At 37.7% G+C, this 26,791-nt stretch carries 23 protein-coding genes and 1 other annotated feature; of the genes, 2 read left to right on the top strand and 21 right to left on the bottom strand.

The features are described 5' to 3' along the window. Positions 1-595: 595 nt before the first annotated feature. The 12 genes from NC797_RS15830 to NC797_RS15885 all read right to left on the bottom strand — a co-directional run bounded on the left by NC797_RS15830 (position 596) and on the right by NC797_RS15885 (position 15,605). Positions 596-1,816, bottom strand: a complete 1,221-nt coding sequence (locus NC797_RS15830; protein WP_272437789.1) for a S1C family serine protease — start codon at positions 1,814-1,816, stop codon at positions 596-598. Positions 1,817-1,867: 51 nt separating this feature from the next. Then, positions 1,868-2,665, bottom strand: a complete 798-nt coding sequence (locus NC797_RS15835; RefSeq protein ID WP_272437790.1) for an MBL fold metallo-hydrolase — start codon at positions 2,663-2,665, stop codon at positions 1,868-1,870. Next, the gene (locus NC797_RS15840) at positions 2,662-3,546 is read right to left on the bottom strand and encodes a two-component system regulatory protein YycI (protein WP_272437791.1); all 885 of its coding nucleotides are present in this window, start codon (positions 3,544-3,546) and stop codon (positions 2,662-2,664) included. Before NC797_RS15840 ends, NC797_RS15835 begins: the two co-directional genes overlap by 4 nt. Then, a complete protein-coding gene (locus NC797_RS15845) occupies positions 3,527-4,822 on the bottom strand; it encodes a YycH family regulatory protein (protein WP_272437792.1) in 1,296 nt (431 codons plus the stop codon). The genes NC797_RS15840 and NC797_RS15845 overlap by 20 nt, the downstream gene beginning before the upstream one ends. Next, the gene (gene walK, locus NC797_RS15850; protein ID WP_272437793.1) at positions 4,819-6,642 is read right to left on the bottom strand and encodes a cell wall metabolism sensor histidine kinase WalK; all 1,824 of its coding nucleotides are present in this window, start codon (positions 6,640-6,642) and stop codon (positions 4,819-4,821) included. Before walK ends, NC797_RS15845 begins: the two co-directional genes overlap by 4 nt. A gap of 6 nt (positions 6,643-6,648) precedes the next feature. Next, on the bottom strand, positions 6,649-7,353 hold the full coding sequence (gene yycF, locus NC797_RS15855; RefSeq protein ID WP_272437794.1) for a response regulator YycF: 705 nt from the start codon (positions 7,351-7,353) through the stop codon (positions 6,649-6,651). A 141-nt stretch (positions 7,354-7,494) separates the two neighbouring features. Then, positions 7,495-8,982, bottom strand: a complete 1,488-nt coding sequence (locus NC797_RS15860) for a M23 family metallopeptidase (RefSeq protein WP_272437795.1) — start codon at positions 8,980-8,982, stop codon at positions 7,495-7,497. Between the two features lie 361 nt (positions 8,983-9,343). Beyond that, entirely contained in the window at positions 9,344-10,630 is a 1,287-nt protein-coding gene (locus tag NC797_RS15865) for an adenylosuccinate synthase (protein ID WP_272437796.1), read from the bottom strand. Between the two features lie 154 nt (positions 10,631-10,784). Then, positions 10,785-12,158 (bottom strand): replicative DNA helicase, encoded by a 1,374-nt coding sequence (gene dnaB, locus NC797_RS15870; RefSeq protein ID WP_272437797.1) that lies wholly within the window; start codon positions 12,156-12,158, stop codon positions 10,785-10,787. A 19-nt stretch (positions 12,159-12,177) separates the two neighbouring features. Beyond that, positions 12,178-12,624 carry a 50S ribosomal protein L9 gene (rplI, locus tag NC797_RS15875; RefSeq protein WP_272437798.1) on the bottom strand — a complete coding sequence of 149 codons (447 nt, stop codon included), beginning with the start codon at positions 12,622-12,624 and terminating at the stop codon, positions 12,178-12,180. After that, positions 12,621-14,594 carry a DHH family phosphoesterase gene (locus NC797_RS15880; RefSeq protein ID WP_272437800.1) on the bottom strand — a complete coding sequence of 658 codons (1,974 nt, stop codon included), beginning with the start codon at positions 14,592-14,594 and terminating at the stop codon, positions 12,621-12,623. Before NC797_RS15880 ends, rplI begins: the two co-directional genes overlap by 4 nt. 66 nt (positions 14,595-14,660) lie before the next feature. Further along, positions 14,661-15,605: a YybS family protein gene (locus NC797_RS15885; protein WP_272437801.1), complete on the bottom strand. Its 945-nt coding sequence runs from the start codon at positions 15,603-15,605 to the stop codon at positions 14,661-14,663. A gap of 455 nt (positions 15,606-16,060) precedes the next feature. Here NC797_RS15885 and NC797_RS15890 point away from each other — a divergent pair, with 455 nt between their 5' ends. Beyond that, the gene (locus NC797_RS15890) at positions 16,061-16,840 is read left to right on the top strand and encodes an HAD family hydrolase (protein ID WP_272437802.1); all 780 of its coding nucleotides are present in this window, start codon (positions 16,061-16,063) and stop codon (positions 16,838-16,840) included. 88 nt (positions 16,841-16,928) lie between these two features. On the opposite strand, the gene serA is transcribed toward NC797_RS15890, so the two are convergent. From serA to NC797_RS15935, 9 genes are all read right to left on the bottom strand, one after another. Next, complete coding sequence (gene serA / locus NC797_RS15895) at positions 16,929-18,515, bottom strand: phosphoglycerate dehydrogenase (protein WP_272437803.1); 1,587 nt, start codon at positions 18,513-18,515, stop codon at positions 16,929-16,931. Next, the gene (locus NC797_RS15900; protein ID WP_272437804.1) at positions 18,516-19,673 is read right to left on the bottom strand and encodes a pyridoxal-phosphate-dependent aminotransferase family protein; all 1,158 of its coding nucleotides are present in this window, start codon (positions 19,671-19,673) and stop codon (positions 18,516-18,518) included. Between the two features lie 297 nt (positions 19,674-19,970). After that, a complete protein-coding gene (locus NC797_RS15905) occupies positions 19,971-21,572 on the bottom strand; it encodes an IS200/IS605 family accessory protein TnpB-related protein (RefSeq protein ID WP_272437805.1) in 1,602 nt (533 codons plus the stop codon). Between the two features lie 155 nt (positions 21,573-21,727). Further along, positions 21,728-21,954, bottom strand: a binding site (T-box leader). A 182-nt stretch (positions 21,955-22,136) separates the two neighbouring features. Continuing rightward, the gene (gene rpsR / locus NC797_RS15910; RefSeq protein ID WP_272437806.1) at positions 22,137-22,367 is read right to left on the bottom strand and encodes a 30S ribosomal protein S18; all 231 of its coding nucleotides are present in this window, start codon (positions 22,365-22,367) and stop codon (positions 22,137-22,139) included. A gap of 29 nt (positions 22,368-22,396) precedes the next feature. After that, positions 22,397-22,873, bottom strand: coding sequence for a single-stranded DNA-binding protein (ssb, locus tag NC797_RS15915; protein WP_272437807.1), 477 nt, complete (start codon positions 22,871-22,873; stop codon positions 22,397-22,399). Between the two features lie 12 nt (positions 22,874-22,885). Further along, positions 22,886-23,176, bottom strand: coding sequence for a 30S ribosomal protein S6 (gene rpsF, locus NC797_RS15920; protein WP_272437808.1), 291 nt, complete (start codon positions 23,174-23,176; stop codon positions 22,886-22,888). A gap of 159 nt (positions 23,177-23,335) precedes the next feature. Further along, on the bottom strand, positions 23,336-24,436 hold the full coding sequence (gene ychF, locus NC797_RS15925; protein WP_272437809.1) for a redox-regulated ATPase YchF: 1,101 nt from the start codon (positions 24,434-24,436) through the stop codon (positions 23,336-23,338). 230 nt (positions 24,437-24,666) lie between these two features. Beyond that, on the bottom strand, positions 24,667-24,864 hold the full coding sequence (locus NC797_RS15930; protein WP_272437810.1) for a DUF951 domain-containing protein: 198 nt from the start codon (positions 24,862-24,864) through the stop codon (positions 24,667-24,669). A gap of 218 nt (positions 24,865-25,082) precedes the next feature. Further along, positions 25,083-26,096, bottom strand: coding sequence for a YkvI family membrane protein (locus NC797_RS15935; RefSeq protein WP_272437811.1), 1,014 nt, complete (start codon positions 26,094-26,096; stop codon positions 25,083-25,085). A 90-nt stretch (positions 26,097-26,186) separates the two neighbouring features. Here NC797_RS15935 and yyaC point away from each other — a divergent pair, with 90 nt between their 5' ends. Then, the gene (gene yyaC, locus NC797_RS15940; RefSeq protein ID WP_272437812.1) at positions 26,187-26,789 is read left to right on the top strand and encodes a spore protease YyaC; all 603 of its coding nucleotides are present in this window, start codon (positions 26,187-26,189) and stop codon (positions 26,787-26,789) included. The last annotated feature ends 2 nt before the right edge of the window (positions 26,790-26,791 follow it).

Raw genomic sequence — 26,791 nt, forward strand, 5'->3', positions numbered from 1 at the left:
AGTCCGCTTAAAAATTCTATGCGGACTGAGAGGCCCTTATTTTCACAAAAAGGCTTGATTTTCTTGGTTTAGCGGACTCACAGGACGCTATTTGCTCTAATTGACCTTTTTATGGCTGGTTTTTTGGCAATTAACGGCCTCTCAGTCCGCTAAACCTTCCAAAACCTCGGATTTCTGCTAAATAACGGCCTGTGAGTCCGCTTAAAACTCAATACGGACTGAGAGGCCCTTATTTTCACAAAAAGGCTTGATTTTCTTGGTTTAGCGGACTCACAGGACGCTATTTGCTCTAATTGACCTTTTTATGGCTGGATTTTTGGCAATTAACGGCCTCTCAGTCCGCTAAACCTTCCAAAACCTCGGATCTCTGCTAAATAACGGCCTGTGAGTCCGCTTAAAATTCCACGCGGACTGAGAGGCCCTTATTTTCACAATTAGGCTTTATTTCCCTGGTTTAGCGGACTCACATGTTCAGAAAAAGACTAACATGCTTCAGAGTAAAACAAGTAAAGACCCCAGCAATTATAAAAATAAGACTACTTTTCAAACCTAAATAAAAAAGACTGCATCTACATGAGATACAGCCTTTTTTATCTTATTTTTGAGACGTTAATGTTAATGTGGTGGTTTGTTTCTGACCGTCGCGATAATAGGTTATTTCCATCTCGTCTCCTACCACTTTTTCTTCATACAGATGTTTTCTTAAATCAATAACATTACCAATTTGCTCGCCGTCCATGTGGGTGATGACGTCTAAGCGTCTTAGTCCTGCTTGTGCTGCTGGTGTCATTGGCTCTACTGTCCACAAATAAACGCCACCTTTAACTTCTTCCGGTAATTGAAGGGTTCGTTCCCACTCAGCCTTTGGAATATCCTCTAGTGAATATACTTCTACACCCATGTATGGTCTTATCACTTCGCCTTTGGTTTCCAGTTGTTGAATGATCGGCTTTGCATTATCGATTGGGATAGAAAAGCCGATCCCTTCAACAGATGATTGTGCGATTTTCATGGAGTTTATACCAATTAACTCTCCATTCATGTTAATTAAGGCACCACCACTGTTACCTGGGTTAATTGCCGCATCGGTTTGAATCACTTCTGCTTGCCAATCGGATCGTCCATCCTTGTCAAAATCCTGTGGTATTGCCCGTTGCTTCCCACTAATTACTCCTTGTGTGACAGATCCAGAAAATCTTAAGCCAAGGGGACTTCCTATTGCTATTACTGGCTCGCCAACCTTAACATTATCTGATTTTCCCATCTCTATGACCTTTTCATTCCCTGTTACGTTTAATTCCAAAACAGCTAGATCGGTAAAAAGATCACTTCCAAGTAATGTAGATTTAACGTGCATTCCATCGGATAGAACTACTTCGATCTCGTCCGAACCACTGATAACGTGTTGGTTTGTGACAACGTAAGCTTTGCCGTTTTCTACTTTGTATATGACACCAGAACCTGTCCCACCTTGGCCAGATTCTTGTTGTCCCCAAAAATTCGATTGCTGTTGAATGGATACAACACCAACGACTGCAGGTGCTACTTGTTCTACAACGTCCGTTATTTGCGTCGTGATGTTTACATTCATGTTTTTTGTGGAGGGATTATTTCCTGCAACATCATTTTGTTCGTCATCTGCATTACCCTGTTGTTCAGTTGATCCAAAAGGGGAAAAGTCAGATTGGTTAAAGCTAGGAAGTAGTAAAAGCATCATAACAGCGCCGACAATTCCACCAATAATAGAAGGTAATAGCCATCCTGTCCGCTTATTCTTTCTCCTTTTTTGATTATGATGATCATCATAATAGCCCAATTATGATCAGTCCTTTCTACACACAGCACAGTCATGTGAATAGTATTTTATTCAAACAACCTCGTAAATTGGTGTAGGTCTCTTTGGATCCGTATCATGTAGCTCCACATCTTGTCCGATCGAAAATCCTCTCTCGTTTAAGACGCTTTCTACAGACATACGAGCCAAATCTTTCATATTGTTATCTTTACTAAGATGGGCTAAATAAATACGTTTCGTTTTGTTTCCAATTATTTCACTTAAAGCAAGTGCACAATCTTCATTCGATACATGTCCTGAATCACCTAAGATTCGACGTTTCACATTCCAAGGATATCTACCCATCCTTAACATCGAAACGTCGTGATTCGATTCAAAAATATAGGCATCTGCATCCTCAACTGTCTTTTTAATTCGATCGGACACATAACCAAGATCTGTAATAAGCGCAACCTTTTTTCCACCATGATAAAAGGTAAAAAACATCGGCTCGGCGGCATCGTGCGAAACACCAAAGGATTCTACATCTATATCACCAAATGTGTTGGTTTTTTCCAAACCAAATATGAATTTTTGATCAAGTGTTAGCTTCCCAATGGACCCCTCCATTGCATTCCAGGTCTTTTCGTTAGCATAAATAGGCAGATTATACTTACGTGCAAAAACACCTAATCCTTTGATATGGTCACTGTGTTCATGTGTCACAAGTATTCGAGACAGAGTATTTGGATTCATTCCAATTTCAGAAAATAAGCGATCTAATTCTTTTCCGCTTAATCCGGCGTCCACCAATATTTTTTCATTTTCTGTTCCGATAAAAAAGGCATTCCCAGTACTGCCTGAGGCAAGTACACTAAAGGATAAATTCATTCTTCCCCACTCCACTTTGTTGTTGTGTCACTTGTGTTAAATAGTTTTGATTCCGCTTTTTTCACAAAATTTTCATCATCCGTTGAAAATGAATAACCTTCAAACGCATTCACAAAATGGCTACTTTCACTATTAACTGAGATTCTCCATGTTGGCGCAAATATTTGTTCCCCGTTGTCGATTAGCGTGTGATAACCAATCGATACATTTGTTATTTCATCCCCATACTGTATTTCGTTTTGGTTAAAAAGCGTCGTAACTGCTTGGTATGCTTCCATGAGCTCTTCTGTTTCCCCTGTTTTTTCGACCTCTGTTAGCAAGGTTTGGGCATATCCTAAGATTTCATTGTTGTCATTTACGTGAACGAGCAGAGTTCCGCCTTCATTATAATAGATAAGACGATCCTGATAAGTTTGGAAAAAAATGAGTGTATCTGGTCCATCCTCCACCTCATATCGATCCCAAAAGGCATACTTATCTCCAAAATTAACATTACTTTTGACTGTTTTTACGAGTTCATCTTCTGATGCTGTAGGATTAGTAGGTACAGGCTCTTGAAATGTCGATATAATTGTTTGTTCATCCTTTATGGTGATCGTTTGATTCTCTTTGTCTTTGTTCAATATGGCTGCAATTTCATCAGCAGAAAAGGATTTCCGTTCAGCCGAAATATAAGTTTCCTTTAACGTTTGCTGTAACGACTCCTTTGAGATTTTATCACTAAAGGTTACATTATCCTCTAATGATTCTTCAATCTTTGGATCTGATAGAAGCCCTATGTCCGTTTGTGATTCTTTTTTCTCTAGAAATTGCTGAATTAAAAACAGGTCTAAAATTAGAAAGCAGAGAATAAATAGTGTTTTAACTTGTCCCCAAAGCATCTTCTCTGCCTCCTTTTTTGATTACCAACTCATCAAGTTCCTTCCATTTGTTATTCGTTTTAATATACCAAGCGGGCTCTAAAGAAAAAATATTATATGGCTGTTCGGATATTTTATAACCGATGGTAATCCCCTGAACATTAGTGTTTGTTTTAGCTAGAAACTCTGAAACATCATCAGAGTCTAACTCTTCAATCCCTTCTTTACTCCCAACACGTGTTTTTAAACTAAACATCGGTCTATTGTATTGGAATTCATCTTGATTTCGCAATTGAATCGTTGTTAAATCACCAAGACGATTGGAATCAAAAACGGGCATACCATTATAAAATAGGCGGTAAGTAATTTGGTTTTGACTCATTTCAAAAAAATTATACTCATCTGTCCAACCTTTGTGATCATTTACAAAATCAAGACTAGCGGTGATCACTTGGATTGGCGCCATTTGAAAATCTTCAGTATTTGATGGGTTCGTAAACTCCATACTTTTACCATTAGGAGATATTTTCATTTGCCTTGTCGTATCATTGTAGGATATTGCTCCATCACCTAATGGGTTTTGTTTTACCAAGGTCGGATCAATAAATAAAGCATTTTTTAATGGTTCTTGGTCAATTTGTCTTGCTTGAATCGTTGATCGAAACATCTCTATTTCACCCTGTGGATAATATATCGGAATATCACTATTATTTTCATATACCAGATATGGTTTTAATAATGTATCATCTCCCATATATTCCTTAAGCTGGTCATAGACATTTGTTCTTTGAATATTGGCAACTACCTTCTGATCGCTTGACGTATTATAAAATTGGATCTCTATATTTGTTTGGTCATTTAGTAAAATATAAATCCGATCAAATGAACCATTTGGTAAAGAATCACTGTTTTCTACTTTAAAAAGACTGCCAATTACTTCAGTAGGAAGCATTTCAGGGAAAATCACCTCTACTTTTTCCTTTGTATCTGGAACACCTTCACCTGACTGTTGGTTAAACTCATACAGTGACCACTCCTGCATTGCTTGATATAGCTTTTTTTCTTCACTTTTACTTTTAAAACCATAATCAGCATCATTGTAGTGGAACATGATTGCCAACGGCTCAATGATTGTTTTTATCGCTTCCTCTTTACCGTTTAATTTCGTATCGTTAATGTAACTTCTTTCATCTAATGTTTCATACTTAGGCTGATAAGTCCAAATTGCGAGTGTGAGAAGTAAACTTAAGCCGACCAATCCTAGCAAAACAAATGATTTAACGGTTTCTAGTTTCATGACACTCCCCTCCGCTTCTTTTGGATAAGCGGAAGTGTAAAGAGAATTGTCGTCCCTTTACCTTCTTTACTTTTTGCCCATATTTTACCCTCATGTGCCTCCACTAGTTCTTTGGCGATCGCCAGACCTAACCCAGTGCCTCCAAGCTTTCTTGACCTAGCCTTATCCGCTCGATAGAAACGATCAAAGACCTTGTCAAGTTTTTCATGAGATATTCCCATTCCTTCATCAGACACACTAATGAGTAACTTCTGTTTTTCTTTTTTTAGATGGAAGGTAATGGTGCCTCCTTCTGGGGAATACTTCATTGCATTAGAAATGATATTGTCTAATACTTGGGTCATCTTGTCTTTATCTAGCCAAACAAACACATCATTTTTAGGAAGTTGCCTATCTAATACAATATCTTCTGGTTTATTCATTTCAAATCGATCAATAATATGATGGAAATAGGAAATAAAGTTTACCCTTTCCTTGTATAGTGTATAATCCTTGTTATCCATTTTAGAAAGTTGCAATAGATCATTCACTAAACGAATCATCCGTTCTGTTTCATTTTGGGTAACTTCTAGAAATTTTGGTGCAATCTCATTATCTTTCCATGCACCGTCAGACAGCGCCTCTAAATAACTTCGCATCGTTGTTAATGGTGTCCGAAGTTCATGTGAAACATTAGATACAAATTCTTTTCTTTCTCGTTCAACCTTCTCCTGTTCGGTAACATCACTAATAACCGTAATGAACCCTGTTGTCTTTTCATTCTCGCCAAGAATGATAGAAAAGTTTGCTCTTATTAGAAAAAATGCATCATCTTCGCTAAAGTCGATAATAATGGAACCTGTTTCTTGTAATTCCGTTAAATCAATATCTCGTTCATGGAGATGCAATACATCGATTAATTGTTTCCCTTTTACATCCTCAAAGCTTTTTCTGATCAAGTCGACCGCAGGATTATTCATTAGTGTAATCGCACCCGTTTCATCTGTTGCGATGACCCCATCTGACATATGCGAAAGGATCGAGCTTAGCTTTCGTCGCTCACCTTCTGTTGTTGCATGTGCTTGTCGTAACTTATCATTCATTTCATTAAAAGTAACCGCTAACTGACCAATTTCATCTGTACCATATACGTTCACCTTTTGAGAAAAATCCCCTGTTGACATAATTTGTGCTTGCTTTCTCATTTCCGTAATTGGTTTCGTAATCGTACGAGCAATCAATACACCGATTAGTGCAGAAATAGAAATAGCGATCAGCGTCCCGTTTGCAAAGATTTGATTGATTTGTTCCAGTTGAGTAAAAACACCTTCCATTGATGCCTGTAAATAAACGGCACCAACCACGTCGTTATCTTTATAAATGGGTACCGTTCTAACGTACATACGTCTTCCAGTATAGGGATCTAATAAGAAATTTTTAGACGTTTGTCCAAATTTAAAAACGCGCGTCACTCTGGATTCTGCTGTTATTCTTTTCCCGATTTTACTATCGTCTGAAAAGTTATTCGTACCAAGTACACGGTTTTGATTATCGATTACTTGTATATCGGATATATCGTCAAAATAAGAAAGTATATTTTGCACATCTTGCGCAAGCGTCGATCCTTTTTCTTCATCCCGATCTAATGCAAAGGTTTGTTCTAATTGATAAGTTAATAACTGCACACGGTCATCAATAGACTGAACAAAATTATCCCTTAATTCTTTCTCAAGTTCCTGAGCAAAATAAGCCCCAATCACCTGTATCGCAATTAGAATAAGGAGAATATAAATTAAAATAATCTTCAATCGTATCGACTGAAAAAAACGAACCTTTCTCATAACACACTACTCCTGTTTTGGGTTACGCAAATAATAACCGACACCTCTTCTAGTAACGATCCATACGGGATTGCTTGGATTTTCCTCGATTTTCTCACGCAATCTTCGAACAGTAACGTCAACAGTACGCACATCTCCATAATAATCATAGCCCCAAACCGTTTCCAATAAATGCTCTCGGGTCATGACTTGGCCAATATGACGGGCCAAATAATGAAGTAATTCAAATTCCCGATGTGTCAATTCTACTTGTTTCCCATCTCTAGTAACCGTATATGCATCTGGGTGGATCACGAGGCTCCCAATCTTTATGTCCTTGTTGGCTCTTGCTTGATCTCCTGGAACTTGCTGCTGCCTCCTAAGGTTTGCTTTCACTCTAGCAATCACTTCTCGATTACTAAAGGGCTTTGTAACATAATCGTCTGCACCAAGTTCAAGTCCTAATACTTTATCTATTTCGGAATCCTTTGCAGTAATCATAATAATTGGCATGGAGTGATGCTTTCGGATCTCCCGGCAAACCTCATTTCCATCTTTGTTCGGTAACATAATATCTAATAGTAAAAGGTCTGGATTCTCTTTATCTGTAAGATGTATCGCTTCATCCCCATCATACGCACAAATTACTTCATAGCCCTCTTTTTCAAGGTTGAACTTTAATATATCGGCAATTGGTTTTTCATCATCAACAACAAGTATTTTTTGACTCAACAACCTCACATCCTTTTACATCTCTTTGTTCATATTCTACCGTACTTTTTACAAAAAGTCTTTTTGAACTAAATTTTTGGCTTTATTACCTTTAAAAACCCTTATCATAATTTATGATAAGGGTTTTTTTACAAATTACTATTAAAATAAATTTGAAGGGTTAACAGTAGCACCATTTTTTGTTACTTCAATGTGCAAGTGTACGCCAGTCGAATTACCTGTAGACCCCATGACCCCAACTTGACTTCCTCTTGTGATCGTTTGCCCAGGTTTCACGCTTACAGAGGCCATGTGTGCATATAATGATCTATAGCCATTTCCATGATCAACAATGACCATATATCCATATCCACCAGAGTTCCAACCAGCTGATACAACCACACCGTTATCAATCGCCTTAATGGTGCGATTGCTCACACCAGAGATGTCTAGCCCTTTGTGAAAGGATCCCCAACGTGAACCATATGGACTTGTTATAATTCCTCCATAAGTTGGAGAAGTAAATTGTCCTGAGCCCCGTGAAGGTGCTACTTTTGTTCCTTTAACGACGATTTTTTTAACCGGTTCTTTTGTTGTTTTTTCTTCGATTATTTCTTTAGAAACAATTTGACCATTTTTCTTTTCAATAGCATATTGAACCAACTTGGATCCTTCTTGTCCTTCTTGCCTCACTTTTGTTTCACCTTTGAACATGTCATCAGATGAGACAACTTCCGTTTCATAGCTAATCTCTTCTTCTACTAGCTCTTCTTGTTTCACGAATACATCAAGAAATGGTTTATAATCTGTAACATTAATTTCTTGACCTATTTGTAAAAGAGATTCTTCTGTTAAATCGGGGTTCAGTTTTAGGATGGTTTCGATGTCTAAATTATACTTAGCAGCAATTCCTCCTAGTACATCTCCTTCTTTAACCTTATGTATCTCATCCTCTAAAGTACCTTTTTCTAAGAGTTTCATGCCTTCTTTTTCTGTTAGAATATCTTTTGGCAATGCTTTATCTTTAGAAAATGTAATATCTTCAGATAATGTAACGTCCTTGATAATAGAATCTCCAACGGATAGTTGTTGTTCATTCGTTGGAACTTGATTTTCTTGATTCTTTTGATTTTGTTTATCTTTTTCTAATTTGGTTAAAATTTCAGGGTCGACAAATTTTGCTTTATAGTTCCTAATCACTTTTTCCGCTGTTTCTTTATCTTTAAAGTAACCGACAACCTTATCACCAACTGTTAATGCATAAGCGTTTACCACTACGGACAATTGGTCTTCTAATGTATCCACTGCCCTACTGTTGTTATAAGAAGGATCAAACGTTTTTTCAGGTACATAAGAAATATTTTCACCGACAGCTAACGAATAATCTTTCAATTTATCTTGACTTTCCTTAATAGTGCGTTCCACTAGCTGCTCGACAACATTCTTTTGGTCGACTGTACCTGTATACTTGCCATCAACGTAAACATGATATACGGTTGTAAGCTCTTCATTTTCCGCGTTTACAACACCAAATGTAAGCGTTAATCCCAAGCAAGTTATGATTGCCGTTTTCTTTATTAAACTATTAGGCTTTGGTTTATTTTCTGGATATAACGGGACAGTACTACGATATTGCTTGTTTTTCACCACGACTCCAGTCCTCCTATAACTTCCATCAACATAATCATTTATTACCTTCTAACAATCTACCACACCTACTATATATAATTAAATAGTTTTAGATACAATGTAACAAACTTGTATAATAGGTGCCAAAAATACCCTTTTTATGTGTTGTTCCTTTTTATTTTTTGCGTAATAATGCACTTTTTAAGCGAATTATTACATGTTTGTTACAAATTTGTTACGCACATGCTTCGAAAGGAGGGGTCGTTTCTTCCTAGTTTTTTAAGAAAAATAGCATTTTTTGTTGAAAAATCCTCTTTTGATGGTATAGAAAAAGCGCCAGATTTAAACTAATCACGGCGCTTTATAATGCATTACGGGAACTTTAGCTGTAAACACTTCGTACGACATTTGTTTGAGAACGATCTGGACCAACAGAAAAGACAGACAATGGAATACCAGTCAACTGGGAGATGCGTTCTAAATAATGGCGTGCATTTTCTGGTAGCTCATGCAAGCTGCGTTTCTCCGTAATGTCCTCCGTCCAGCCTGGTAATTCTTCATAAACTGGTTCGCACTCTGCAAGTACTTTCAGGTTAGCTGGAAATTCATCCATTACTTCTCCTTTATACTTATAGGCAACACAAATTTTCAATGTGGGGATTCCTGTCAGAACATCAATGGAGTTTAGGGATAGATCTGTAATCCCACTTACACGACGTGCATGACGAACAACGACACTATCAAACCAACCTACTCTCCTTGGTCTTCCAGTAGTTGTCCCATATTCATTCCCTACTTCTCTAATCGTATCACCAGTTTCATTGTTTAATTCAGTTGGAAAAGGGCCGTCACCAACTCGTGTTGTATACGCTTTTGAGACGCCGACCACATGGTTTATTTTTGATGGTCCAACACCAGATCCTATTGTGACGCCCCCTGCAATTGGATTGGAAGAAGTGACAAATGGATAGGTTCCTTGGTCAATGTCAAGCATGACTCCCTGAGCGCCCTCAAATAAAACACGACGTCCTTCATCCAAAGCATTATTGAGGACAACCGAAGTATCACAAACATATTTGGCGATCTGTTGACCATACTCATAATATTCTTCCAATATATCTTCTGCTTTCATTGGCAGTGTTTCATAAACCTTCTCCAGCAATCGATTCTTTGCTTTTAAATTTTGTTCTAACTTTTCTTTAAACGTTTCCTTGTCTAACAGATCAGCAATTCGTATTCCAACTCTTGCTGCTTTATCCATGTAGGCAGGTCCTATACCTTTTCTCGTAGTTCCTATTTTATTCGCACCTTTTTCCTCTTCCTGAAGTTCATCCAATAAAAGGTGATAAGGCAAAATAATATGAGCACGATTACTTATTCGTAAGTTATCCGTATTTACCTGTTTATCATGAAGATATTGTAATTCATCTAATAATGCCTTTGGATCGATCACCATACCATTTCCAAGCACGCATGTTTTGTCTTTGAAAAAAATACCTGATGGAATTAAATGCAATTTATATGTAATACCATCAAATTTAATTGTATGACCTGCATTGTTTCCACCTTGATACCGTGCAACAACTTCTGCATTTTGGGAAAGAAAATCTGTAATTTTTCCTTTTCCTTCGTCACCCCACTGGGTTCCTACTACAACAACTGAAGACATTTAGGCACCTCCACCTATTATTTAACTATCGTTAGTTTACCAATCTGATTCGACTGTGTCAACGTAATATACGAACATTATAAATCTATTAATTGATTTTGTTCGTGAAATGTACCCGTAAAAGAAAAGGATACCACCCATTGGTATCCTTTTCTTATGCACCTGCTCCCACTGGTGGAATATCACTTTCTTGATAACGATGGTCTAAATCAACGAATTTGTTATATTCTTTGACAAAGGCCAATTCTACTGTTCCAACAGGACCATTACGTTGTTTAGATATGATTATTTCTATGATGTTTTGTTTTTCTGACTCTTGGTCATAATAGTCATCACGATATAGAAACCCAACTATATCGGCATCTTGTTCAATACTTCCAGATTCCCGTAGATCTGACATCATTGGTCGTTTATCCTGACGAGATTCTACCCCACGAGACAATTGGGATAACGCAATCAATGGAACATTTAGCTCCCTAGCAAGACCTTTTAATGACCGTGAGATCTCAGAGACTTCCTGTTGCCGGTTTTCTCTCGAATTTGCACTACCTTGAATAAGTTGAAGGTAGTCTATTAAAATCATACCCAAGCCATGTTCTTGCTTCAATCTACGACATTTGGAACGGATCTCATTCACACGAATCCCCGGGGTATCATCAATAAAAATTCCTGCATTAGATAAACTGCCCATTGCCATTGTTAGCTTGCCCCAGTCCTCCGATTGTAAGTTTCCTGTTCGAAGTCGCTGTGCATCAATGTTACCCTCCGCACAAAGCATACGGGAAACGAGCTGTTCCGCACCCATTTCCAAGCTAAAGATTGCAACATTTTCTTGTGTGTGAATCGCCACATTTTGAGCGATATTTAGCGCAAATGCCGTTTTCCCTACAGAAGGTCGAGCCGCAATAATAATGAGGTCATTTCGCTGGAACCCTGATGTTATATGGTCAAGATCACGAAAACCGGATGCTACACCTGTAATCGATGCATTATGATGGTGAAGCTGTTCTATATTATCGTACACTTCAATCAGAACATCTTTAATGTTTTTAAATGCACCTGCATTTTTTCGATGGGAAACTTCTAGTATATTTTTCTCTGCTTCGTTTAAAGCTTCTTCTACATCATCTTCTTTTGAATAACCAGTGGTAACGATATCTGTTGCTGTTCGAATTAAACGGCGAAGCAAGGCCTTTTCTTCTACGATTTTACTATAGTAGTCTATGTTTGCTGCTGTTGGGACAGAGTTTGCTAGATCACTAAGGTAAGATACCCCACCAACGTCATCTAGTACTTTTGCATTAGATAGTGCAGTCGTAACAGTGACAAGATCGATCGGCTCCCCTTTGTCAGTGAGCGTTACCATCGCATGGAAGATTCGCTGATGACTTGCACGGAAAAAATCTTCTGGAACGAGCAATTCACTTGCTCTTGAAAGTGCTTCAGGTTCTAGGAAAACCGCTCCAATTACAGCCTGTTCTGCTTCTATATTATGTGGTGGAATACGTTCGCTCCAAGATTCATTCATGCATCATTTCTCCTTTTTCCTATTCCTCTGAAACGTGTACTTTTATTGTTCCTGTTACTTCTGGATGGATCTTAACAGGTACATTCGTGTAACCGAGTGCACGTATCGGTTGATCCAATTCAATTTTGCGTTTATCCATTTTGATGTTGTAATCTTTTTTTAGCACTTCTGCAATTTGCTTACTCGTAATGGAACCGAATAAACGGCCGCCTTCCCCTGATTTCGCTTTAACTTCCACAGTCTTACTTTCCATTTTTTCTTTAAGCCGCTTTGCTTCCTCCACTTCTTCTTCTACCAGCTTATTTTCCTTGTTTTTTTTGGCCTTCAATGCCTTTAAATTTGCGTCATTTGCTTCAATAGCTATGTTGTTTTTTAAAAGGTAATTCCGCGCATATCCATCGGAGACATTTTTAACCTCGCCCTTTTTGCCTTTTCCTTTCACGTCTTGGGTAAAAATCACTTTCATTCTTTTGTTCCTCCTTCTAAATACTCATCGATAATTGTCTTTAATTGTTCCTCAGCTTCTATCGTAGTAATATCAGCTAATTGAGTGGCTGCGTTCGTCAAATGGCCACCACCATTCATTTGTTCCATAATGACCTGAACATTTACCTCTCCTAATGACCTAGCACTAATCCCAACTCTTCCATCTTTTCTCTCCGAAATGACAAACGAAGCAACAATTCCACTCATCGTTAATAGTGTATCTGCAGCTTGAGCAATAACAACGGGGCCAAATACATCACCTTGAGCGCCGGTAGATATTGCAATTTCATCTTTGTAAATAGTTGTATTCTCAATTAAACGACTTCTTCTCACATATAAATCAAGATCTTCCTTCATAAACTTTTGCACTAAAATAGTATCTGCGCCTTTTGATCGCAAGTAGGATGCTGCATCAAATGTTCTGGAGCCTGTGCGTAATGTAAAGCTTTTCGTATCCACAATAATGCCAGCTAATAATGCCGTTGATTCCAGCATATTTAGACGCAATCCTTTTGGCTGATACTCCAGTAACTCTGTAACCAACTCTGAAGTGGAAGAAGCATATGGCTCCATGTATACAAGTGTTGGGCTTTCAATGAACTCCTCGCCGCGGCGGTGGTGATCAATAACAACAACATGGTCTGTCCTTGTAAGTAATTTTTCTTCTCCAACTAGTGAAGGTTTATGAGTGTCCACTACAACGAGCAGTGTATTTTTCGTAACATAATCTAACGCTTGGTCTGGGCTTATAAAATGGGACGATAATTCTTCATTTTCCTGAATGACCTCAATCATTCGTTGTACTCCAGTGTCAATGTCATTATTGTCTATTAAGACGTAACCTTCCACATCATTTGCAATTGCTATTTTTAACACACCAATCGCTGCACCAACGGAATCCATATCAGGTGATTTATGGCCCATAACGATTACTTTATCACTTTCTTTTACTAGTTCCTTTAATGCATGGGAAATCACCCGTGCGCGTACCCTGGTTCTCTTTTCCATTGGACTCGTTTTTCCACCATAGAAACGAACCTTACCAGATTCTTCTTTGATGGCTACTTGATCTCCACCACGGCCAAGTGCCAGATCTAAACTTGATTGAGCCAAACCTCCTAAGCTAGGTAACGATGCTCCTCCTAGACCTATTCCAATACTCAAAGTGAGCGGTACATTTTTGTCTGTAATTAGCTCCCTAACCTCATCTAAAACTTCAAACTTATTTTTCTCTAACTGGTTGAGGATTTGTTGATTCATTACAGCTAAAAAACGTTCTTGTGAGATTCTTTTTAAATAAATTCCAAATTCATTCGACCATTTATTTAATGTAGATGTTACATTCGAGTTAATTTGGCTTTTAGCAGTGTCGTCCATTGCTTGTGTCATTTCTTCATAATTGTCTAAAAAGATAATAGCCAATACGGTTTGTTCATTATGATATAAATTTTGAATCTCGGTTTGTTTTGTTCGATCAAAAAAATATAATAATCGTTCCTCTCTTTTAATTAACGTTTGGAATTCAAACCCATCCAAATGAAGCCACAACTCAGATTTATTTTCCTTTATCATCGGTATTAAATCATCTGATAGCAAACTAAGTGACTGACCTACGATTGTGTCTTCCTCTGCAAATTTGTTCATATATGGATTCGCCCATTCGATTACATATTCCTCACTAAAAAGAACAATACCAATCGGCATTTCTAATAACGCCTCTTCCCCTACCTTTTTAACACGATGGGAGAGGGTGGTAATGTATCTTTCGGTTTCACTAATTAATTGTTGCTCTGTTTTAATACTGTAGTAAAATGAAGCTCCTAAAAATAATGTCATTAGCAAACCGAGAGTCCATTGGTAGTACCAAATAAACCCTAACAACACAATTGATATTGCATAAATAATCCACAGATGATTACTCATTGTTGGTTTCTTAAAAAATTCTGGCATATTTTCGTCAGCTCCTAACTAAGCTGGGATCATGAACAATCGAATTCTGCGCCTTTGATCATTCACCTATTTTACTTTTGGCTGAATTCGATCTCTTAAAGAAAAGCCTACATCAATTATACCTAAGATTCTCACAAGATACAGTCCAATTAACGGAAAAAGAAAAGCAATAACAATAGTAATTATTGGAACTGCCTTTGATAAACCCTTTGTATAGGAATAAAAGAAGACAAAGGAGAATCCTTGAATGGTAATTAACAGTCCAACAAGATTGGACACATTCCATGCTGCTAAATAAATACTGCTATTATCCTCCAATTGAAACCAAGTTACTATGATGGCTAAAAGATAAAACCAGATAATTACTTTTGGCAATTGAAAATGACGAAAAGCAGGGAAATATAAAGCATGTTGTCCTATTCGATTTATTACTTTGTAGCTAATCCATTGACTAACAAATGCAAGAACGATCGCAGCCATCACGATGCCAACTGGTAAAAGATCGATCATTTTCCTCATTTGATCAAATACCATTTGTGCATTATCAGAATTGGATTGTAGATTAAACTGTTCCATCATATTCTGACTCATCACAATAGATTGTTCCATTACATTCTCTATTTCTTGTACGAAGTTTACTTGAAAAATCCACTGTGAAAAAATAATTGTAAATACGATCCCTAAAACAAAACCAATTGTACCTCTTGCCCATGTTTCATATGCAGTAATCTCGCTTCTAATTCCTGTTCCGATTAAGATTCCACCCAAGCCCATCGTGATAGTTATCGGAATGGATAGAACGGTTGCAAATAACGAAGAAACGATCAGCATACCCAACAACAATACAATTGATTGCTTCCAGCCATGCCTCATGGTGTACACGATGATAGGTACAGGTAAGATAAATATAGCCACCATATCAGCTAGTGGGACATAAAATGCGATTAATAGGAATAGTAAATAAAGTGCAATAAACAATGCACCTTCTGTTATTTTTCTTGATCCATTCACGGTTGAGCACCTCTTTTTTCTGTTTACGGCAACAAATTATTATATTGGATACATGAATTGGGTTTGTAGAAAAAGCACAGCTCCGTCTGCTGTGCTTTTTTATAGGGTGAATTATTACTATTTCTATTTGAATTCCACGAGATCATTATAAACGATGTCCATCTGTTTTTACAAACAATGTTCGTTATCCAAAACTTGCACCCTTTTTTCATCTTTACTTATGTAATATTTACATGTACGATTTTTTATGAAACAGTAAAAGTGCGTGTTCAAAAAGTCGGCAAATTAGAAGCAAGCAGGTCGAGGCGGCGTAGTTTTGAGGAGCGCAGTGTAGACATAACCTACATGAGAACCGGAAAAACAAGCCAACGAAGAGATGCGCCGCTTATCATTTGGTGACTTTTTGAACAACCTCTAAAAGTGCGTGTTCATTTAATGACGGGGAGGAATGACATATGATTAAAGCTCTATTCTTTGACCTTGACGATACTTTATTATGGGATCAAAAAAGTGTTAAAGTCGCTTTCACAGCTACCTGCAACATTGCCAAAGACCAACTTGGAATTGATCCAAATCAATTAGAAATAGCAGTTAGAAAGAATGCAAGACAACTGTATGCAACATATCCCACTTATCCATTCACGCAAATGATCGGAATTAACCCTTTTGAAGGTCTATGGGGTGAATTTAACGATGATGGTAAAGACTTTAACCAGTTAAAAGCGATCGTATCTGACTATCGCAGAAATGCATGGATTGCAGGATTAAAGGACATTGGCATAGATGATGTAGAATTAGGGGAATTTTTAGCAGAAACCTTTCCTATTGAACGAAAAAAACACCCTTTTGTTTTTGATGATTCTTTTGAAGTGTTAGATCAACTAAAACATAATTATACACTTCTGTTATTAACAAATGGAGCCCCAAGTTTGCAGAATACAAAGCTATCCATTACCCCAAAATTAAAAACGTACTTTGATCATATTGTTATTTCTGGTAATTTTGGAAAAGGAAAACCAGATCCATCTATTTTTGTGCATGGATTAGAAACCGTTTCTTTGAAAAGGGACGAGGTACTAATGATTGGCGATAATCTCATGACGGATATCCTTGGTGCAACGAGAGCAGGCATTCCGTCCGTATGGATCAATCGCTTTGATAAAGAAAGAAATGAAGTAAACCCTGATTTTGAAATAAAACAGCTGCAAGAGCTATTTACTATTTTAGACCAATAGTGTTTATAGTTTATCTATGAATTTCGAATCAAAAAAACACAGACCATCTCTCAAGGCTGTGTTTTTTGATTGATTTTTGAACATCCTCTTATAGATCAATTGCTGTGACACCATAAATATCGGATAGCTGTTTCAGCTGTTCTAATCCCTCTTTTTCCAAATGCTTATCAACTGTCAAAATCATAATCGCATCGCCACCCACATTCGATCGCCCTACCTGCATTGTTGCAATATTAACAAGCTCCTTTGCTAGGAGTGTTCCAACCCTTCCGATCGCACCTGGTTGGTCCTTATGACGTACAAACACCATATGACCCTCTGGAATAACATCAACACTATAGTCATCCACTTTGACAAGTCTTGCACCGAGCCCATTTAGCAATGTTCCTGCAACACTTCTTGTCCCCAAATTCGTTCTTACTTCTACTGTCAAAAGGTTCGTAAATCCTTTAGAAGAACTTGTTTTGTGTTCATTTATAGTAATTCCCTTTTTTTCCGCTAAATAAGTAGCATTTACGTCATTTACATGATCACCCAAATGTCGTTTTAAGAGACCTTTAACTGTATTTCTAGTGAGGGGTGAAACTTCTACATCCGTTAAATCACCTGCATAATAAATATTGACCTCTTCCATTGCTTCCTGTGTGAGGTTCGTTAAAAAAATTCCGAGCTTTTCAGAAAGATGGAAATATGGTTCAATTTTGTTCATTACCTCTTTCGGAACAGAAGGTAGATTTACTGGATTTCTTGCTAACCCTCCTGTTAAAAAGGTAACGACATCCTTACTAACGTCAATTGCTACATTTTCTTGTGCCTCTTTCGTACTAGCACCAAGATGTGGTGTAGCAATAACCTCTGGTAGTTCTAATAGTTTATGATCCGTAATTGGTTCTTCTTCAAAAACGTCCAATGCAGCACCTGCAACCTTTTTGGTTACAATTGCTTGATAAAGTGCTTCCTCGTCAATAATCCCACCTCTTGCACAATTGACAATTTGGACACCATCTTTCATTTGCTCAAATGCTTTTTGATTAATAAGGTGCTTTGTTTCCTTTAGCAATGGTGTGTGTACCGTAATAAAATCTGCACTTTGTAATACCTCCTCAAGCGTGCCATAGCCAATTCCCATTTTCTTTGCTTTTTCTTCCGTTAAAAATGGATCGTACGCTTTCACATTCATTCGTTGCCCTTTAGCACGGAATGCCACCTCGGCTCCAATTCTGCCTAGCCCAACAACACCAAGGGTTTTATTTTTGAGTTCCACTCCAACATATGATTTTCTATCCCATTTATTATGTTTTAATGCGTGAAACGCCTGAGGAATATTTCTCGCTAAGGACATAATCATTGCCATTGTGTGCTCTGCTGCTGAATTTGTGTTTCCATCAGGCGCATTTACAACAAGAACACCAAATTCAGTTGCTGCTTCTAAATCGATATTATCAACACCAACACCTGCCCGACCAATGACTTTTAAATTGGTTGCTTTGCTTATAAGATCACGTGTGACCTGTGTCTGACTTCTCACAAGTAATGCGTCATATTCATGAATCTTCTCAGCGAGCTGTTCTGGTGTCAAAGCCGTTTGTATTGTGATTTCTACTCCGTCCGCTTTACGCAATGGCTGTATCCCATCTTCACTTAACGGATCACTAACTAAGATCTGATAAACCACTTAATATGCCTCCTTTTTTAAATAAACTTCTTGTGCTGCTGCAGTTCCACTACCAAGGGGAACGTTCTTTCCGATTCTTTTTAATGCAATTTCTAGTATGGCAACGATTTGTAAAATATCTGCAGGAGCGCAATACCCCATATGCCCGATTCGAAATATTTCGCCTTTCAAATGTTGTTGACCACCAGCAACGGAAAGGGCAAACTCTTGTTTTAACACCTTTCGTAGATCCTCTGCTTGAAAATCAGCTGGACGTATTGCAGTTACAGTAGGTGAAGCCGCAACATCACTTGTCAATAATGGTAGTTTTAATGCATTAGCTGCAGCGCGTGTCATTTCCATCATAGTTTGGTGTCGTTTATAAACATTTGATAGCCCTTCTGCTTCAAAAAGCTGAAGCACTTGCTCCAACCCGAACAGGAGCGATAAAGCTGGTGTAAAAGGCGTGCTATCTTTTATAAGATTATCCCTGTATTTTTTTAAATCTAGATAAAATCGAGATTGCTCATTATTCTCGATCACGTTCCAAGCTCGTTCACTAGCAGCAACAAAAGTTAGACCCGCAGGCAGCATGAAAGCCTTTTGTGAACCAGTTACTAGTATGTCAATGCCCCACTCATCCATTTTTGTATCCACACCACCAATACACGACACCCCATCTACTACTAGTAAAGCATCAGATGACTGGTGTACCATTTCTGAGAGTGCTTGAATCGGATTGAGAACGCCTGTTGATGTCTCACAGAATGTTGCAAACACTGCCTTTATAGTTGGATTTTCTTCGAGTAATACTTTCACCTGATTTGGATCTAAGGCATTACCCCATTCAACATCTAAACGACGGACACGAATTTGATATGATTCGCAGATTTTCGCAAATCGATCTCCAAATGAACCCGTAACGATAACAAGTACTTCATCGCCTGCCTTTACAGTATTGACAACAGCCGTTTCTAAACCTGCCGTGCCACTGCCAGTGATGACAACAACATCCTGGTCCGTACCGAAAATCGGCTTCAATTTAGGACGGATCGTTTGGATCAATTGTTTTGCTTCTTGCCCCCTATGTCCTATCATTGGTTGAACCATTGCCCTCTGTACACTTGGAGGAATAGGTGATGGCCCTGGAATTCTTAATAGCTGGTGATCTGCTAACATAACATTTTGCTCCTTTCCTGACCTTTAAATAGTATTTAAAATAAACGTGACAATTGCAGAACAATAGGTGTACTACTTATAAAATTGAACTACCCACCACTTACAAAAGAAAGTTCGCTTTTGTTGAAGTGGGGGATTCTAGTTAAATAGACATACACGGTTTATGTTGTGTATGACCGTATCCCGTTCAACTAGGATACGGTTTTTCCACTTTTCAGCTTGGACAAACTTTTTTGCTCTAAATCTGTGAGAGCACCTAAAGCAAAGATCTCGTTTGTGGTACGAAACTTGTCTAAGTCAAAAAGATCTGATTGGTAGAATGCATGTGCACGTGTCCCTTTCAACAATTTCGTTACATACTTCCACTGCATCCAGTGATGCGCACCTAATATCTTCTCCGGTACTAGTGCACGCAACACTGGTGGAAGCTTTTCTTTGAACCCCATTTGCACGTCTTGCGATAACCATACTTGCTGCTTCATGAATCGAGATTCCGAAGCGTTTCATATATTTTATTTTGCCAATTTGACTGGTGTAGGCTGGATTCACTTCAAAGACTGCTATCCCGATTTTTTCAGCTCTCGCCTTAATGGCTGTTGTCATTTTGTTGTAAGCAAACATAGAGAGACGGAGGTTCGCTTTCTTATTGCCATAAGGGTTGGAAGCTTTCGATGTTGTTGTATCTAACTTTTCCTTGGCAATTGGTTTCTTCAACCTTTCGGCAACGTTTACTAATTGAATGGCTTCTGCTTCGATTATTTTTGTAATTTGACCAGAAGTTTTGCCGAAAATATCAAATGTTTGAGCCCAAGAGGAAACAAGTTGTCCCTTCCCATTTATATTGGAAATCGCAAAGTGATCCACATTGCAGTCAATGCCGATGACACCATCCGATTTAGAAAAATTACGATATTTCTTGTCCTTTTCTGTTAGGATGCACTTGAAAATGTAATAGTCCCCATGGTCTTCTATAGACCACGCGATCGGTTGTCCATCTTTCTTTTTATTCTTACATTGATTTTGGGTTGCAATGGCAGACTTAACTTTTTCTTGGCCATATGGAAAATGCAGATTTGGAATTTCTATTTCCTTGCCTTCTGATGTTTTGAAGTGTAATGTGCGGTGTTCTGGATGGTAGTGAAATACAAAATTGCCTGAGGCACCATCTTTCCGACCTGAAATGGTCATCGTATGATAACGGGCTTGCTTGCATTCGTTCAACCATTGATCACGGTCGTCCATATACTTGTCGTTTGTATATTGTGATTGAAATAGTCTTTTTGTTCCAAAGACGACACTAGGTATGATGGTTTGGAGTCGTTGTAAGTCTTGTTCCAATTTATGTCGTTTAAAGGTTAGAAAACCAAGTCTTGCTTCGAACCTTTTGATTTCTGGTTCTAAGTAACTGTGTTCAAATTGATAGGGGTGATCATAGATGTCTGTTCGCTTCCTATACTGCACAACAAAGCGTTCCCCTTGTTTTTGTTCTTTCGCGTTCTTAGGGAAAGTAGGCTTACCCATGACAAAAGAAGCCTTCATCTTCTTTACCGTTGTTAGACGACTTTTCACTTGCTTCTGTTTCGTTTTAACCGCCTGGATCTGTGCCTGTTTATTCGTTTTATATAATTTATTTAGCTCTTGTAAGCTTTTTTGTTTGGCCTTTGCTTCTTGCACGGCACTGTTTGCATAGTAGTCATCCAAACCAAAACATTCTTTGACGGTGAGATGGATGGATTTATTTCGCTTGCTATGGCATGAACGTTTTTCTTTCGTAGATGTATCAAAGGCAAAATGTTTGGCACGATTGAAGTTAACAAGAACATCCGTAATGGCATTGACATATGTAATGGCTATCTTGTTTTTATAGACTCGATTAGAGAAGTACGTTTTTGTGCCCATCGCCATTCTCCTTTCCCTTCATAATTAAATTTTATCTCCTCCGGAGGGGCGATTCATCCCCCACTTATTATTGGTGTTACCCACCTTCACATAATGGAAGTGGGGGTCTTCTCGCCCGTGAAAAGATAAAAAAACTTCCCACCCCTACTCGTATAGTAAGGGGCGAAAAGTTTGTGAACTCACGCGGTACCACCCTTTTTCACTGTTAGATTAAAACAGTCTCATTGGCATCATGTTTAACGGACATGAACCGGACAAATCTACTTATGATTCAACTTGTCTATTCCGAAGTGCTACTTAATGTAAGAAATACTGGTTTACACCAACCACCAGCTCTCTTTTTATTTCATTACAATAAGCCTGTCTCCATCACAATAGTTAAGTAACTTATTAATTTTTTATATCATAGCAGATTCGTTATAATTGTCAATCTATTTTCTTCGCATATTGATAGTTGTAAACGCTTTACATGCCTTCAATACTGTATAAAAAAAATTTAATTTCTAGTATAGTATGAGCTTAAAGTAAAAAAACCCCTTGTGTCTAGACACAAGGGGTTTTTTACTATTCCGTTACAAATGGCAATAAAGCCATTTGACGAGCACGTTTAATTGCTTTTGTTAATTTACGTTGGTATTTCGCAGAGGTTCCAGTTACACGACGAGGAAGAATTTTTCCACGTTCGGAAACGAAACGTCTGAGTAGATCTACGTCTTTGTAATCGATGTGTGTAATTCCGTTTGCTGTAAAGTAACATACCTTACGACGCTTTGCACGACCACGACGAGCTGCCATAGGAAGTCCCTCCTTTACTTATTTAAGTATCAAAATGGTAAATCGTCATCCGATATATCAATAGGTTCCCCGTTATTTTTAAACGGATCTTCTTCATCTTGTCTAGAAAATTCTTGGTTGTTTGATTGACTCTGTTTTTCTTGGTACCCAGGTGATCCTTGTTGGCCTCCACCTTGTGAAGAAGAACCTTTAGAATCAAGAAATTGAACAGAGTCTGCTACTACTTCCGTAACAAAAACTCTTTTTCCATCCTGACCATCAAAGCTACGAGATTGAAGGCGACCGTCAACGCCAACCAAGCTTCCCTTCTTCATAAAGTTTGCTAGGTTTTCTGCTGCACGTCTCCATACAACGCAATTGATAAAATCAGCTTCTCTATTTCCTTGTTGATTTGAAAAAGGTCGATTAACTGCTATTGTAAAATTAGCTACTGCTACTCCATTTGGCGTATAGCGCAAGTCTGGATCCCTCGTTAATCTGCCGACAAGTACGACACGATTTAACATTAGAATCCCCCCTTATTGATCATCTTCGCGAACTGCAATGTGACGAATAATGTCATCAGAGAATTTCGCTTGACGATCGAATTCATTTATGGCGTTTTCATCGCCATTGAATTTAATAATTACATAATATCCATCACGAAAGTCATTGATTTCATATGCAAGGCGTTTTTTTCCTTTTTCATCAACTTTTTCGATTTCCGCGCCATTATCTGTAAGAATCTTATTGAAACGCTCAATAAGTGCTGTTTTAGCTTCTTCTTCAATGTTTGGGCGGATGATGTACATAATTTCATAATTTCTCATCCGTTTGCACCTCCTTTTGGACTTAGCGGCCCTTACTTTAGTAAGAGCAAGGAGTAATCTCGTTCATTACTCACAATGTTGTATTATAGCAAACTTACATCAGAAGTGCAAATTCACATTTATTTACATGCTGTATATACTGCACGGAGAGATCCTTTCTTACACATTAAAACGGAAATGGATAACATCGCCGTCTTGCACCAAATAGTCTTTTCCTTCTAATCGAACTTTCCCTTTTTCTTTTGCTCCATTCATGGAACCTGATTCGACCAAATCGTCATATGATACGGTTTCTGCACGTATAAATCCACGTTCAAAATCAGTATGGATGATGCCTGCAGCTTGCGGTGCCTTCATTCCCTTTATAAATGTCCAAGCACGAACTTCCTGTTCTCCCGCAGTAAAATAAGTCGCCAAACCTAATAACTGATACGTTGCTTTAATTAATTGATCAAGGCCCGACTCTTTAATTCCTAGTTCCTCCAAAAACATTTCCTTTTCTTCTCCGTCCAATTCAGCGATTTCAGACTCTACCTTTGCACTAATCACCACTACCTCTGCCTTTTCATTATCAGCAAGCTCTTCTACTTGTTGGACATATTTATTTTGATCAACATTTAGAAGCTCGTCCTCTCCAACATTTGCTACATAAAGGACCGGCTTACTTGTTAACAAATGTAGTGTTTTTAGCGTTTTCTGTTGCTCATCGGTTAATTCTACTGATCTGGCCGGTTTTTCATCCTCAAATGCATCCCGAAGTTTTGTTAATACTTCAAACTCCGTAACAGCATCCTTATCTTTTTGTTTTGCCATCTTTTCAACGCGCTGAATTCGTTTCATCACCGTTTCGAGGTCAGCCAAAATAAGTTCTAAGTTAATCGTTTCTATGTCAGAGATCGGATCTACCCCTCCTGACACATGGGTAATATTATCATCATTAAAGCATCGAACAACATGACAAATAGCATCTACCTGACGAATGTGTGAAAGAAATTGATTTCCTAATCCCTCCCCCTTGCTCGCACCTTTAACAATTCCTGCAATGTCTGTAAACTCAAATGCTGTAGGTACGGTTTTTTTTGGATTTACAAGCTCTGTTAATTTGTTTAGTCTGAAGTCCGGAACTTCAACTATTCCTACATTTGGATCTATTGTACAAAATGGATAGTTTGCCGATTCTGCACCAGCTTGGGTGATTGCGTTAAACAACGTTGATTTCCCAACATTGGGCAATCCGACAATTCCTGCTGTTAATGCCATAAAAACTTACCACTCCTTAAGGATACCGCTCATATGAACGTTTCAGTCATTCCAATTATAGTTACAGTTTGATAAAATAACAAGCTATCAATATGAAAAAACAAGGGTTCCACATACCCTTGTTTTTTCATATTTGTTTAAGAAAAGTATATTTTCCATTACACCTGACCATTAAAAAAAGAAAGTTACTGTTATTTTCAAGTGAGTGTTCAATTGTTTCATGTGAAACATTAATTGTCTGCTTGCTCTAAAACTTTCTTCATCTTGCTTTCAAATCGCGGCCTTGGAATAAGCACACTGTGTCCACATCCTTCACACTTTACACGGATATCCATTCCCATTCTAATGATTTTCCATCTGTTTTCACCACAAGGATGAGGCTTTTTCATTTGGACAATATCGTTTAGTTGGTATTCTTTTTTTGGCACTTATTTTCACCCCTTAACCTTAAATATGATGTGCTATTCATTCTATCTCTAGCATACATCACTATACGTAGAAGTGGAATATCAAACCGTACTTTATTTTCATCGGTTTATTATTACTATTTTTAAGTAAAAAACGACATCCCGATGTACTTAGATGTTCAACTTGAAAATCAATCAAATTATATCATGTTTCCTTCATTTGCTTTCCCATTCCCCATTTAGTTGAATTTATTTATGATCGGATAAAGAAGTAAACACGACAACACATATAAATTAAGAACACCATACAATGGATAAAGATATTGTATTAGGGTTGAAAAACCTAAGCTTGTTAAAGGTAGCATCAATACAATCGTCAACGCGGCTAATAACCAAAATGGTCCTTTTACAAAACTACGAAATCTTGTGACAAGCCCTAATATACCTGATGCAGCTGTGGTAAAAATCGCAATCCACAAAAGAATAGAAATAAATAAAAACATTATATATGGGTAATGTTTTAATATTGCAAACAAGGGAATCTCATATAACAGTATTTCTTCTGATATCTGAATTAAACTCCCATTATAAATATAAGAAATAGTTCCGAGTATTGCACCACTTCCTATACTCGCTATCCAGATTTCTACTTTGCTTTTCATTTGATTACCAACCGCTCCTAATACAGCAATTAAAGGCAAAATATTTAATGCTGTAAATGGTAGTGCAGCAGTCCAATTACTCTGATGATTTAAATCTGGGAATAGGGATAGATCTTGCTGCATGTTAAACAAAAGCAAAACGTAAAGTAGACCACCAATTAGAAGAGGCAATATAAACGTATTCAGTGATACAATCCCTCGTATATCCCAAATAAACACAACAATAAGCAAAGCAGAAATAAGACCAATCCCCCACCATTTAGAAAAGTTAAATGCTTGTAAAGTCGCACCACTGCCTGCTAACATGATCACTGTTGTTGAAAACAAGTATAAAATGATCATTGCATCGTATAAACCAGACAATCTTTTTCCTACTATTTTCTGAAGTACTGGTAAATAATGAGTAGCACTATTTTCAAAACTAATGAGCAAAATAACATAAATACAAAAAGAGAATAATATGGCGAAAAGGCCTATAGCTAGTCCACTTTCAGGCCCAAAAAACTGCCACAATTCCCTTCCAGAAGCATATCCTGCACCAATTGTCGCGCCAATTATTAAAAACATCCACTTAATACCGGAATTGATCATGTCTGTTCCTCCAACCTTCTTTTTAGGACGACGTATAGAACATTTAAATTAGTCGTATACTAATACCAATATGTTGGTGGAGGATAAGCTATGAATCTAATGAAAAAAAAATCTCCAAAAAATGAGCATAGGTTTACTTTTGATGATCCACTTTTGACTATAAAGATGGGGGAAAATCTGTTAGATTGGATTCCTAATGGTTCACAGGACATAATCATTTTATGTATAGGAACGGATCGTTCAACAGGTGATTCACTTGGTCCAATCACTGGAATGTTCTTAAAGGAAAGGGAAATGAAAGAGTTAACTGTCTTTGGAACCATCTCAAATCCTGTTCATGCAGTGAATTTAGAGGATGAATTGCTTCATATTAAGCAACAATTCTCCAATCCTTATATTATTGCCGTTGATGCCTGTTTAGGAAAAACAAAATCGATCGGTTCCATTATTGCTGGAAGGGGTCCTCTGAAACCAGGTGCTGCATTAAATAAAGCACTTCCAGATGTAGGAGACGTTCATATTTCAGGAGTAGTCAATGTAGCTGGATTTATGGAATATTATATATTGCAAAACACTCGTTTGGACACTGTTATAAGGATGGCTGGATCGATAGCAAATGTTCTTTCTTATATGGACAAACAATTACACCTAATTAGAAAGAAAGTAACGAATCTTTCACAAAAACCGATTTAAGA

The sequence above is a fragment of the Terrihalobacillus insolitus genome (assembly GCF_028416575.1).
Taxonomy (GTDB): domain Bacteria; phylum Bacillota; class Bacilli; order Bacillales; family Amphibacillaceae; genus Terrihalobacillus; species Terrihalobacillus insolitus.

Bases quoted from the DNA above. Each gene is read 5' to 3' on its own strand.
- NC797_RS15835 (WP_272437790.1), bottom strand. From the start codon at position 2,665: ATGAATTTATCCTTTAGTGTACTTGCCTCAGGCAGTACTGGGAATGCC.
- walK (WP_272437793.1), bottom strand. From the start codon at position 6,642: ATGAGAAAGGTTCGTTTTTTTCAGTCGATACGATTGAAGATTATTTTA.
- rpsF (WP_272437808.1), bottom strand. From the start codon at position 23,176: ATGAGAAATTATGAAATTATGTACATCATCCGCCCAAACATTGAAGAA.
- NC797_RS15905 (WP_272437805.1), bottom strand. From the start codon at position 21,572: ATGGGCACAAAAACGTACTTCTCTAATCGAGTCTATAAAAACAAGATA.
- rplI (WP_272437798.1), bottom strand. From the start codon at position 12,624: ATGAAAGTGATTTTTACCCAAGACGTGAAAGGAAAAGGCAAAAAGGGC.
- NC797_RS15890 (WP_272437802.1), top strand. From the start codon at position 16,061: ATGATTAAAGCTCTATTCTTTGACCTTGACGATACTTTATTATGGGAT.
- NC797_RS15865 (WP_272437796.1), bottom strand. From the start codon at position 10,630: ATGTCTTCAGTTGTTGTAGTAGGAACCCAGTGGGGTGACGAAGGAAAA.
- NC797_RS15880 (WP_272437800.1), bottom strand. From the start codon at position 14,594: ATGCCAGAATTTTTTAAGAAACCAACAATGAGTAATCATCTGTGGATT.
- dnaB (WP_272437797.1), bottom strand. From the start codon at position 12,158: ATGAATGAATCTTGGAGCGAACGTATTCCACCACATAATATAGAAGCA.
- NC797_RS15935 (WP_272437811.1), bottom strand. From the start codon at position 26,096: ATGATCAATTCCGGTATTAAGTGGATGTTTTTAATAATTGGCGCGACA.
- ychF (WP_272437809.1), bottom strand. From the start codon at position 24,436: ATGGCATTAACAGCAGGAATTGTCGGATTGCCCAATGTTGGGAAATCA.
- NC797_RS15900 (WP_272437804.1), bottom strand. From the start codon at position 19,673: ATGTTAGCAGATCACCAGCTATTAAGAATTCCAGGGCCATCACCTATT.
- NC797_RS15845 (WP_272437792.1), bottom strand. From the start codon at position 4,822: ATGAAACTAGAAACCGTTAAATCATTTGTTTTGCTAGGATTGGTCGGC.
- rpsR (WP_272437806.1), bottom strand. From the start codon at position 22,367: ATGGCAGCTCGTCGTGGTCGTGCAAAGCGTCGTAAGGTATGTTACTTT.
- yyaC (WP_272437812.1), top strand. From the start codon at position 26,187: ATGAATCTAATGAAAAAAAAATCTCCAAAAAATGAGCATAGGTTTACT.
- NC797_RS15840 (WP_272437791.1), bottom strand. From the start codon at position 3,546: ATGCTTTGGGGACAAGTTAAAACACTATTTATTCTCTGCTTTCTAATT.
- ssb (WP_272437807.1), bottom strand. From the start codon at position 22,873: ATGTTAAATCGTGTCGTACTTGTCGGCAGATTAACGAGGGATCCAGAC.